The organism is uncultured Mobiluncus sp. (assembly GCF_947087965.1).
Classification (GTDB): domain Bacteria; phylum Actinomycetota; class Actinomycetes; order Actinomycetales; family Actinomycetaceae; genus Mobiluncus.
On record NZ_CAMUES010000001.1, the window covers coordinates 222,768 to 234,599 of the forward strand.

General features: G+C 55.7%; 10 protein-coding genes. 8 read left to right on the top strand and 2 right to left on the bottom strand.

The annotated features are described in order from the left end of the window. The first annotated feature begins 185 nt into the window (after positions 1-185). From Q0V70_RS01040 to Q0V70_RS01075, 8 genes are all read left to right on the top strand, one after another. Complete coding sequence (locus Q0V70_RS01040) at positions 186-1,313, top strand: serine/threonine protein kinase (protein WP_297587371.1); 1,128 nt, start codon at positions 186-188, stop codon at positions 1,311-1,313. A 216-nt stretch (positions 1,314-1,529) separates the two neighbouring features. Further along, entirely contained in the window at positions 1,530-2,594 is a 1,065-nt protein-coding gene (locus Q0V70_RS01045; RefSeq protein ID WP_297587374.1) for a DMT family transporter, read from the top strand. A gap of 65 nt (positions 2,595-2,659) precedes the next feature. Beyond that, complete coding sequence (locus Q0V70_RS01050) at positions 2,660-3,973, top strand: MFS transporter (protein WP_297587377.1); 1,314 nt, start codon at positions 2,660-2,662, stop codon at positions 3,971-3,973. A gap of 244 nt (positions 3,974-4,217) precedes the next feature. Next, a complete protein-coding gene (gene arc, locus Q0V70_RS01055; protein WP_297587379.1) occupies positions 4,218-5,750 on the top strand; it encodes a proteasome ATPase in 1,533 nt (510 codons plus the stop codon). Positions 5,751-5,785: 35 nt separating this feature from the next. Next, entirely contained in the window at positions 5,786-7,624 is a 1,839-nt protein-coding gene (locus tag Q0V70_RS01060; protein ID WP_297587381.1) for a proteasome accessory factor PafA2 family protein, read from the top strand. Beyond that, positions 7,621-7,809 carry a ubiquitin-like protein Pup gene (locus Q0V70_RS01065; protein ID WP_296182709.1) on the top strand — a complete coding sequence of 63 codons (189 nt, stop codon included), beginning with the start codon at positions 7,621-7,623 and terminating at the stop codon, positions 7,807-7,809. The genes Q0V70_RS01060 and Q0V70_RS01065 overlap by 4 nt, the downstream gene beginning before the upstream one ends. Further along, complete coding sequence (locus tag Q0V70_RS01070) at positions 7,806-9,164, top strand: proteasome accessory factor PafA2 family protein (protein ID WP_297587383.1); 1,359 nt, start codon at positions 7,806-7,808, stop codon at positions 9,162-9,164. Before Q0V70_RS01065 ends, Q0V70_RS01070 begins: the two co-directional genes overlap by 4 nt. A gap of 114 nt (positions 9,165-9,278) precedes the next feature. Beyond that, entirely contained in the window at positions 9,279-9,851 is a 573-nt protein-coding gene (locus tag Q0V70_RS01075; protein WP_297587385.1) for a TetR/AcrR family transcriptional regulator, read from the top strand. Here the strand turns inward: Q0V70_RS01075 and amrB are convergent. Together amrB and Q0V70_RS01085 are read right to left on the bottom strand one after the other, a co-directional pair. Then, positions 9,824-11,290 carry an AmmeMemoRadiSam system protein B gene (gene amrB / locus Q0V70_RS01080; protein WP_297587388.1) on the bottom strand — a complete coding sequence of 489 codons (1,467 nt, stop codon included), beginning with the start codon at positions 11,288-11,290 and terminating at the stop codon, positions 9,824-9,826. The two genes, Q0V70_RS01075 and amrB, sit on opposite strands and share 28 nt — an antisense overlap. A 118-nt stretch (positions 11,291-11,408) precedes the next feature. Beyond that, positions 11,409-11,825: a hypothetical protein gene (locus tag Q0V70_RS01085; protein ID WP_297587391.1), complete on the bottom strand. Its 417-nt coding sequence runs from the start codon at positions 11,823-11,825 to the stop codon at positions 11,409-11,411. Positions 11,826-11,832 lie beyond the last annotated feature (7 nt).

Consider the following 11,832-nt stretch of genomic DNA (forward strand, 5'->3'; position numbering starts at 1 on the left):
CCTGCAGACCCTCCCTATTGAAGCTCAGTGGGGAAACAAAGTTGGCTACCCGGCTTTGCGTTCCGTGATATGGAGCACGGGACGTACACAGAGAACTGACCAAAGATGGTTGCTTCTCTGAATAACACGAAAACAACAAACAAGCAGATGTGCGAAGTAGCGCATCAGACCATAAGGAGACAGATATGGCAAAAATTGTCAGTTCTTGGAACGACTTTGATCCGTTGAAGCGAGTTATTGTCGGACGTGCCGACAACTCTATGATTCCCCCGGAGGAACCGGCGACCTCCGAGAAGGTTCCTGTCGATTCCGAGATGCGCGGTATGTGGGGTATGCGCCCGCTGGAAACCGTTGAGAAGGCCAATGCCCAGCTTGATAACTTGGCGAAGATTCTGGAAGATCACGGTGTTATCGTCGACCGTCCTACGCCGCTGCAGTGGAACCAGGCCATTGGTACTCCGGATTTCCGCAACGATTCCATGATGACCTGTATGCCGCCTCGCGACATCTTGTTGACCATCGGTAACGAAATCATGTCGGCCGCGAACTCTTTCCGCTGCCGCTACTTCGAGTACCTGGCTTACTGGCCGTTGATGAACCAGTACTTCGAGGAAGATCCCGAGTTCAAGTGGACCCAGGCTCCGCGTCCGCGTTTGACCGATAAGTCCTACAAGCACAACTACTACGATGAGAGGATTTCTCTGGAGGAGCGCTTGGAGCGTACCGCCGCGAAAGACTTCGTCACCACTGAAGTTGAGCCTCTGTGGGACGCCGCTGACGTGATGCGTCTGGGCAAGGACCTTTTCATTCAGCATGGTCTGACCACCAACCGCAAGGCTATGGAATGGTTCAAGCGCTACTACCCCGAATTCCGGGTGCACGCCGTGAACTTCCCTGGCGATCCCTACCCGATTCACATCGACGCGACCTTCGTGCCGCTGCGTCCGGGCCTCATCATCAACAACCCGCACCGCCGCCTGCCCGAAGAACAGCGCAAGATCTTCGAAGCGAACGATTGGCAGATTGTCGATGCGGCGCAGCCGGCTCACACCACTCCGCCGCCTCTGTGCTACTCCTCCGTGTGGTTGTCCATGAACTGCTTGGTTCTGGATCACAAGACGGTTATCGTCGAGGCTTCCGAGACCAACCAGCTCGAACAGATGGACAAGCTGGGCATGAACGTGATTCCGGTTCCGTTCCGCGATGCCTACCCGTTCGGCGGCGGCCTGCACTGCTCGACCGCAGACGTCTACCGCGAAGGCACCTGCGAGGATTACTTCCCGAATCAGGTTGCTGATCCGACTCTCGTCTAACTCGAGTTAGTTTTCAATCCTGAATTAACACGATGACAGTTCATGCTGGGGCTGCGGAAAGTTCTTTCGCAGCCCCAGCGGGACTATAAGCGCTATTTAGCGTATCTCAATCTTTTTCTACAACAAGACATTTATTTGCGCCCCTCAAAGGAGAGGGGCTACGGGTCAAAAATCGCAAAGGTCGTGAGGACAATGAGCACTGGAAATCATTATGTAATGAACACCAAATGGGGCGCCATCGCCATGTTTATTTCTGCCACAGGCATGGGCCTGGTCCCGCTGTTCAGCCGGTGGGCTACGCGCACAGATATGTTCGATGGCACTAAAGGCCTTAACGCTGGCAATAGCGTCGGTGCTCTCATGGCAACCGGACGTATGGCTATGGGAGTCATCTTTTTCGTTTGCTTGGTTTTGATGACGAAAAAGGTGAAGGTTTGGAAAGAACTGAAAGTCAGCCCCGCCATCATCATGGGTGGGGTCATGATTGGGCTTTCCCTGGGATGCTACGTGACCTCGACTTTGCTGACCACTGTCGCCAACGCGGTGCTGCTCATCTACATCGGCCCGGTCGTCTGCATTGTGCTGGCACGGATTTTCCGTAAAGAACCGATGACTATCGTCCACTACATATGTCTGGTGGCGGTGTTTACGGGGATGTTGTTCGGTAACCAGCTCATTGGTTTTGGCGACAGCGGATTCTTCGTCGATTTTAACTTGTCGGCTTCAACCCCCGAATTCCCGCTTGCCGGAGTGGGCAACCTATTTGGGTTCCTTTCCGGTATCTTCTATGGCTCATCTATGTTCTTTAACGGCTACCGCAAAGACGCGGACACGGCTGCCCGTGGTGTGTGGAACTTTATTGCCGCTACGGTTGCTGCCGGCAGCTTGGCGCTGATGTTGCACCTCATCGGCACGCTTGGCCACGTCCCCGGCTGGGCTTTGGATTTGCAGCTGACCCCCTTTAACTGGGTAGGTGCGGTGCTGCTGTGGATTATCTGCGGACCTATCGCCTTGGGCTTCCTGTTGGTGGCAGGACGAAATCTCCCGGCTGCGGATTACGGCATCATTGCCTACTGGGAGGTTCCCGTAGCTCTGTTCACCGGTTTGCTGGTATTTGGGGAAGCTCTGACCATTAACACGATTCTAGGCTTTGTCCTGGTAGTAGGAGGAGGGATGTACCCGAGCATCAACATGCTGCGCGAGAGCCGGAAGAACCGGAAACAGAGTCGTTTAGATAGCGCGGAGCAACCAGAAGAAATCCTGGAAACAACCGCATCTTAGTTGTTGAGTAATCTTAAATATACCTACGGATTCGTATTTCGTTCAGGAATCAGTTAGGGATAGATATGACAGACATCAACCAACCTGAAAAAATGGAAACTGACGATGTCGTAGTACGTCGTGTGCTATCGTCATCTTTCTTGGGGAACTTTGCGGAATGGATGGACTACGGTTCCTATTCATATCTCGCCACGGTAATCGCGGTAGTATTCTTCCCGGAAGGAGATCCCAGCGTCAAGCTCCTCGCGACCTACGCCGTTTTTGCACTCTCCTTCCTGGCGCGGCCCATAGGGGCGTTCTTCTGGGGGTACATGGGTGACAAGAAGGGACGGAAGTGGTCCCTGACGGCTTCAATCTTGGTGATGACTGGTTCTACCAGTCTCATTGGCTTGATTCCCAGTTACGCCACCATTGGTATAGCCGCACCGTTGTTGCTGTTGCTCTTGCGGCTTACCCAAGGGTTCTCCGCGTCTGGTGAATACGCCGGAGCGGCCATCTTTATCGCTGAATATGCCCCAAAGAATCGTCGAGGTTTCTATTGCTCTATGGTTCCGGCGTCAACTGCTGTTGGACTCATGTGCGGTTCTTTCCTGGCAACGATTCTGACTCTGACCATGTCGGAGCAGATGATGCAGTCTATAGGGTGGCGGATTCCGTTCCTGCTGGCTTTCCCGCTTGGGGTAGTGGTGCTGGCTCTGCGGCTGCGACTGGAGGACTCCGATGTGTATATGCGGATGCTAGAGAATCTCAAGGAATCCGGCAAACAGATGTATTCTCCGCTGCGTCTGCTGTTCACCAAGCACCTCAAAGAGACGCTGATTTGTTTCGGGGTATCCTCGCTCAATGCCATCGGGTTCTACATGGTGTTCACGTATCTGCCCGTTTACATTGAAACCGAAGTGAAGCTCGGCCCGGTCGAGAGCAACGTCATCACCAATATCACGTTGATTGCCTACGTGCTGATGATATTCTCATCAGGGAAGCTATCGGACAGCTTTGGGCGAAAGAAACTGATGATTGCGGCCTCGGTGTCCTTCATAATGCTGACCGTGCCGGCTTTCCATATTCTCAATACCGGTAAATTTGCTGTTATTCTGATTATTGAGTTAATTCTGGCTTATTGCCTCACGCTTAATGACGGGACTCTCTCATCCTTCCTCTCTGAGACTCTCTCTACGGAAGTGAGATACAGTGGTTTTGCCATTTCTTTCAATCTGGCCAATACGATTTTTGGCGGCACGGTTGGTTTCATCTCCACCCTGCTGATAAAAACGACCGGAAATTCCATCGCGCCAGCTTACTATATGTGTGTTGTAGCGGCCTTTGCCCTCATCTGTATGGTCTTCGCGAAGGAATATAAGGATAAAGAGCTGAAGTGATGGATAGGCTCTGTTCCGTTTCGCCTCATTGGTATTGTGATGCAGCGAGCCGCGAAAGCAACCCGTGGCAAAACAGTTACGGATGAACACGGAATAATCCCCTATAACTTGACAGGGACCAGGAGGCATCTCCGTCCGCTTTCACGTGGCGGAGGTGTTTCCTTGCCGGGAGACCTCATCTCCCGAGTTTGAGGAGGGACGCTGATGTCTCGTCATTATGCACTGGTTCAGCAAGGAGGTGACCATGTCGGATAGCCATGTTTCGAGTAATCCGAGCGGGCAGACCAGCGAGCCGCAGCGCTTGGAAAACCAGAACACGTTGCTGGCCTCCGCTTTGGCACAGGCTCAAAGTGAGTTGAAGAATCTGCGCAAAGAGATTCAGCGGTTACAGGAGCCGCCCCTTACTCACGGGACTGTCGTGAAACTTGTCGATTCGGTGCAACGTCTCGTGGATGTTTCCGTCATGGGACGCCGCTTTCGTGTCACCATCGGCGACACGATTTCGTGGGGAAGGCTCCAGCTCGGCGACACCATTTTGCTAAACGACAAAATGGTTGGCATCGGGAGAGAAACCGCCGCCGATACCGGCGTGAGCGCGGTCGTATTGGAACACGTGGATACAGACCGCATCCTCGTCACGGTGAACAACGATAGCGTTCGTTTGCTGCGGCTGAGCGACCGGCTTCACGGCACTCGGATTTGCCCCGGCGACACGCTACTGGTGGATCTGCAATCGGGGTTTGCCCAGGAATATCTGGCGCGACCTGAGATTGAGGGCCTGGAACTTGACGACAATCCGGGCGTGAACTGGGATCAGATTGGCGGACTCGAATCCGTCTTGACGCTGATTCGGGAAACCATCGAACTGCCAATGACCCACCCCGAACTCTATGAAAGCTATCAGCTGCGACCCCCCAAGGGCATTTTGCTCTACGGCCCGCCGGGCGTCGGTAAGACCATGATTGCCAAGGCAATCGCCACCTCGCTGAGCGAGATGCTCGGCAAGAAGGCCCACTTCCTCAATATTAAAGGCCCCGAACTGCTCGACAAATACGTGGGGGAAACCGAGCGGCGTGTGCGTGCCGTGTTTTCCCGCGCCCGCGAAAAATCCGCGAACGGGGTTCCGGTCATCGTCTTTTTCGATGAGATGGAGGCCCTGTTTCGAACCCGCGGCACGGGCGTCTCGAGCGACGTTGAGACGACTGTCGTCCCGCAACTTCTGGCGGAGATTGATGGGGTCGAAGAGCTGCGTAACGTGGTCATAGTCGGCGCTTCCAACCGCGAGGACCTCATAGATCCGGCGATTGTCCGGCCCGGGCGCCTCGACATGCATATTCGCATCCCGCGGCCCAATAAAGCGGCTTGCACCGAGATTCTCGGAAAATATCTGCGCGAGGACCTGCCCTATGCGCCGGGAGCAAAGCCCGCTGCCCTACGCGATGAAGTCATCGAAAAAGTCTTTACCCGCGACGCGGCCACGGCCATCCTGCGGGTGACGCGTAAATCCGGCAAGGAAGAGACCTGGTATCTCTCTGACCTGGTCTCGGGGGCGATGTTGGCTTCGATTGTCGAAAAAGCTAAGGCACGGGCGGTCCAGCAAGCGCTTCGCGGCGAGCCGGGGATTCGTCTCGAACACCTGCTGGCCGCAATCCGGGATGAAACTGCGGCTCACCAAGACCTGCCGGGAGTTTCAGACCCCGAAGAATGGGCCCGGATAGTGGGGCGTTCCAAACGGTTAGACCCCATTTTGGACATTACCCCGATGCAAGAGGATTGAGAGCGCGGCGGGGGACCGCGCGAAGGAGGAAACATATGCTGAGCGTGAAACGTATCATGTCAATAGAAACTGAATATGCCTTGAGCGATTTCCCCGCCGGCCCCTCTCGGGAGGCGGGCGCGGCCGATTCCGAAATCCAGGCCGCGCAACAGGCGGAAGTCCTAGTCCAGCGCTTGTGGCGCACTTGGGCTCTGGAGGAAGCGAAAACACCGGGGGTGCCGGTGACGAACCACGTTCCCGATCCGGCAGGTGCTGCCGTCTCTTGGCGAATGCTCCCCGGAGCCGGCACTCGTTTCGACTATTCCGGAGAACATCCGGAACTCGACGCCGAGGGCAAAGAACACCACGACTTGCCCCCCGAGGCACGGACGAACGAGGAACTCGGCGCCGTCCTAACCGGCGTGAAAACTCGCTGGGTGACGAAAGTCGATGCGTTCGGCCAGCACCACTACCGCGGCAACTCCACCATTGCCCCCAACGGGGCGAGGCTCTATGTAGACCACGGTCACCCCGAATATTCCGCACCGGAATGTCTCGGTCCTGTACAAACTGCGCTCTACGACCGTGCTGGGGATGAAATCTTGACTCGTGCGGCCCAGGCTCTGCGTGACCATACGTCCCCGGATGAGGCCGGCGCGAAGGCTCTAATCCTAAAAAACAACACCGATGCACACGGTTCGGCTTGGGGCGCGCACGAAAACTACCTCGTGGAACGCAGCGTGGAGTGGCAGCTCTTGGTGGACCTCTTTATGCCGTACCTGGTGTCTCGTCCGATTTTTTGCGGCACGGGACGTCGCGGGTTGGGGCAAAACAGCGAAACCGCGGGATTCCAGATTTTCCAACGTGCGGATTTTATTGAAACCGAAGTTTCCCTCATGACGACGCGGGAACGTCCCATCGTCAACACCCGCGACGAGCCCCACGCGAGCCGCCGCTATCGCCGGTTCCACGTCATCACCGCGGATTCCTCGATGTTCCCCTATTCCACCGCGTTACGCACCGGGACGGCCGCGCTGCTGCTGAGCCTGGCCGAGAACCTCCCCGAACGGGCTCGTGAACTCGCCGACAGGTGGGCGCTAGCGGATCCGGTAACGGCAATCAAAGCCTTTTCCCGCGACGTCACGTTGCAACAGGCCTGTCCTTTGCAGGCTGGGGGAGCAGCTACCGCGCTCGAGATTCAGCAGGGGTATCTGGAGTTTATGCGTGACGTTGGCTTTGAGGCTGGCTCGGGGGGATATCAGCAGGCGGACAGTGAGACCAAGTGGGTTATCGAGAACTGGGAACGGGTCTTGAACTCCCTCGAGGCAGGCTGGCGTGAAGCCACTGCCCTCGTGGAGTGGTGTGCGAAACTCGCGCTCTTGGACCGCAAGCGGGACCAACTGGGTTGCGGCTGGGACGACCCCAGATTGGCCTTGTTGGATCTGAGATTTTCCATGATTGACGAGGGCTTGTCTCTGGCCCGTGCGCTGGAAAAGGGCGGATTCGAACCAATGTTTGCCTTGGAGGAAATTCAACAGGCCTCCCGGGAAGCGCCGCCGGAAACCCGTGCTGGCGGACGTGCCGAGCTGCTGCGGCGTTTCCCCGACCAGCTCTGGGCGGCTTCTTGGATGGCGATTTTGGTTGACATCGGCAAGCCGCAGTTGGTGCGGGTCCAGTTCCCCGACCCACACCATCCCACCCGCCAGGAAGTCCAGAAAGCCGTGGAGATCTGTGCGGCCAAGCTCGGTTCTGAAAGCGATGACCAGGGGAAACTCGTCGCGGAGGTCCTGCAAGCCCTGGGGGTAGAATTGCCCGCGGATTTGAAATATTACTCCTGGGACGAGGGCTACTACGCCAGTGAAAGTTTCAAAGAGCAATTTGAGAAAGGGAAATGATGGCGAAACAGATTCAAGAAAGCCACTCCACCAGCGAGAACGAATCGGTCGAAGAAGTCGAACTCGCTCCGCAGAATAAAATCTCCGAAGACAAACTCGATGCGTTAATCGAAGATATCGAGGACGTCTTAAACGTAAACGCCTTGAGTTTTGTCCAGAACTTCAAACAGCAGGGCGGACAATGACACGTCTCGGAAGGGTATGTGGCCTCGAAACCGAATATGGCGTGACCAGTGTCTATGTTTCTGAGGATTCGGGTTCAGAAGAGTCGCCGCTGGACGTAGAGGAGGCGGTGAGAGAGATTTTTGCCAGTACGGAGCGAGCCGTGCGGGTTCCTCACGGGTTCCTGTCCAACGGGGCCAGGCTCTATATCGATATTGGAGAGCACCCCGAATATGCCGGTCCCGAGTGCCTTGACCTCGCAGACGTCGTGGCCCAAGACCTGGCGGGGGATGCGATCCTTCAAGATTTAGTCGATATCGCCAATAATAATTTGGTGAACCGCGGCATCCGGATACACGTCTTAAAAACGAATGCTGATTCTTGGGGAAACAGTTTTGGCTGCCACGAAAACTATCAATACGGGGCGAACACCCCGATTTCGCTGCCCGCTTTCGTGTCGTTCTTGGCGGCTCGCCAAATCCTGTGCGGAAGTGGCTGTATTGACGAGGAAGGGAAATATTGCTTTAGTGCGCGGGCTCGCTATATTACCGAGGCGGCCTCTGCTGATCCCACGCACCACAAGGCTTTTATCAACACGAAAGAGGAACCTCACGCGGATGCCTCCCGCTGGCGTCGCTTGCATGTGACGTGTGCGGATTCGGCCATGCTACCGGTGACAGTCGCTTTGCGAACGTTTCTGGCCGATCGTTTTTTGAGTCTCTTAGAGCGCATAAGGGGGGAGGATTGTTTCGTCCTCGACGACCCGGTTGCGGCTGTGAAAACCTGGAATTATGACCCGAATGTGCGGATGTCGGCGCGCCGCGGGGGCAGCGCGGTTGAGGTGAGTTGTCCGGAACTATTGCGAGAAAGCGTGAATCTGTTTCCTGCGGGTGACGACGATTTCGGATTTCGTGGCGTGGTCGCTCGCGGCCTGACAGCCCTGATCGAAGGGGATCTCACGGCCTTGAGCGGCGAACTCGACTGGTCGTTGAAATATCAGCTGCTTTCCCATCTCACCGCTGGTGAGAAGGATTTCGGTGGGGCCAGAGCCCGGCGAGCGGACTTAGCATTCCACGATTTATCGAGGCAATACGGGCTGCGGGAGAGGCTTTTGAAATCGGGAAGTGTGAAGCCGCTGGTCGATGAGAGTGGCGTTTCCCGCGCTAAGGTGGTTCCTCCCGCCAATACCAGAGCGCTATTGCGTGGAAAAGTGGTGGAAGCGTGTGATTTGGCTGGCAGGAGTGCCTCAATCGGATGGTCCTACGTGCGGTTAGACGACCCGCCGAGCCCGCAGATTGACCTGCTGAATCCTCTGGAGAATGAATCGGCAGAGATTTCGCAACTACTTGCAAAAATTGAAAATTTGAAACGGGGATAGACTGGGTTGGTCGCAACTACCGGAGATTCTGTTCGCTAGCTCACTAAAGAAAAGGGTTGAGTAATTTTGAGTAATGCCAGTGATTCTCAACAATTAGATACCAGGACCAGGATATTGAACGCAGCTGCTGAGATGCTGCGCCAGTCCTCTCCTAGCGCACTGACTTATCGCGCACTCGGGAAAAAAGCCGTCCTGCCCCATTCCACGATTGAGTATCATTTCCCCACTCGTGACGACTTGCTGATGGAAGCGGCAAGCCTGAGCGTGGAGGTTTGGGTGGACCGAGCGCGTAAAATCCGCGACAACGCGCTACGGCTTTCTCCCCAAGAACTGCGCGACCAGCTGCCGGAGGTTTTGGTCGCCGCGGTGCTTCCGCAAACCACGGACATTCAGTACATTCGTACCTACCTGTTGCACGGGCTGGTTTTGGCTGAAAACCAGGTGATTGTGGAAAAGAGTCGCGAGGGGCGCGCGCGCTTTGACGAATATGTTGCGGATATTCTGCAGGCTGCCGAATGTTCGTGTTTGCCCGACGTCATAATTTCCGTCATTGACGGTTTGGCTTATGAAGCAGTTTCAGAGGGCGGAGAATTTCCCCAAGATGTCGTAGAAAAGCTCCGTTGTTTCCTGCTTTCCTGTCCGACTATGGCCGCATCCGCTCAGGCTTCGGCTTCGTCCCAGGCTTGAACTTGATACGTTTCGAGCTTGATTTTCGGTCCGAATTCCTCTGTGCCCAGCCCGGCTTTATACATTAGTTGCGAGATAAAGTCGTGTACATCGGGTAGCTCACTCCAGACCTGGGGCAGGAAAGTCGCCCGGTGGAAACCGCGGCGCAAAATGACCCCGTCTATACCGGGGCGCAACCGGGACAGATAGCAGTCATTGCTTTCTCCCTCGAAACGCTCAAAAGCCTGAGGTTCAGTGAGGACTGAAACCTCAATCTTGATTTGATCGAGTTCCGAAGCTTGCACAGGCGGGAACCGCGGGTCTTCAAAAGCGGCGGCCAAAGTGTTCGCGGCGATGTCCTCACTGAGCATTCGATGCGGGGCGAGCGAACCAATGCATCCGCGCAGCTGCCCGTGTTTTGTCAAAGTCACGAAAGAAGCCCCGATTGAACGTAGCAGCAACTGCAAAGCGCGGTCCGATTCGCTGAACTTGCTGATGGTATTCATAGAGCCGATACGATTGCCATCCTGGAACGCATCAATCAAAATTTCGCGTGCTATCTGGGGCAGCAGCGAGCCGTAACGATCCGGGATGCCGAATTCATCCTCCGGCGGATTGTATTTCCAGAAAGCTACGGAGGAATAACCAACAACCCGCGATTTGCCTCCGGCGGTGTCCCCGGAGCTGGCGTTCATCAGCAGCTGCGGATGCCACTGTAGCCGGCGAGCCAAACGAATCAGGCCGGACCAAGCGTAAGCGCCGCAGGCTTGGCGCGAATCGAGGGGGTACTCTAACGACATGACTTGAGACAAGGTCGTGGTGTCAAGTTTGCGCGCCTCGTCGTAGCTCAGGTAGTGGGACAGATCCGAGGACACGATAATCAAGGTATCGTCAGGATTTTCTCCCGGAATTGAAACCAGAGTTTGCAGGTTCTCGCAAACTTCCTCCGGGGTACAATCCCCAACCGCCAGGGGCACGATAGAGAAGTCTAGGTCTCGGAAAACGGTTTGCAGGAAGGGTAGCTGGACTTCCAGGGCATGTTCCTCCACGTGGGAGGGCTCGAAAAACTCCGCGGCGGAACTATGCTCCACCAGGTATCGCTGGGCATCCTGGTCTACCGGAATTTCCCCCAAGGGAGTGGCGAAAGCGGCAGCTTCGCTCAGTGCGATACCGCGAAATCCGACACGGTGCGTGGGGCCGGCAATGACGACACGTCGGGGACGCAAGGTCCTGACGAGCTGGTAGCCGACCGCGGCGATGAGACCGGAATAGATGTATCCGGCGTGGGGAACCTGCACAGCCATCAGTTGCCGCAGAGGTCTGCCTTGTGAGCCTTGCGAAACATCGTCAGTGATGAGGGAGGCGGCCTTTTTCAGCAGGTCGTCAACCGTTTGTTGCAGCTCACCTGGATCCTGGGGGTAAAAAGATCCTGCAACTGCTGGTTCACGCACGAAACTCATGATTCCATTATTCCCAAAAAATAGCAGTTTAGGGCCAATTCGGCCTTTTTGTTGGTAAGGCAAAAAAGTGGGGGCTCCGAGTAGGTAATCGGGGCCCCCGGAAAGCAGCCGCAAGCGGTCACACGGAAGGAAGAATGCTAGCTTGAACTGCTCTGCCGATAGCCAGGGCGATACCTGGCAAAACGATAACCACCAGGAAAATAATCAGGGGCATGGTCTTGGGGTGGGATTTAATGAGGGCGACCAAACTCAGGATGAAAGCAACCAGGTTCAGTACTCCCGCAATCCCTACGAACACCAGGAGCTGATTCCCGGCCTTGTCAGCTGCGTCCATAGCGCTGGACAACTCGTCCAGACCCATTTGGCTAATGTCCCCACCAGTCGCGGCAGCGACCTGTTGACCCGTGATGATGTGACCGGCAAGCATGAGGATGGAAGCCACAATGCACAGTGCCAACGCCACAAACGCCAGCGTTTTTTTCACTTCGGGCTGAGGCGCGCCAGGCGCAGCGGGCGTGAAGTTTTCAGTAGACATGGATTAC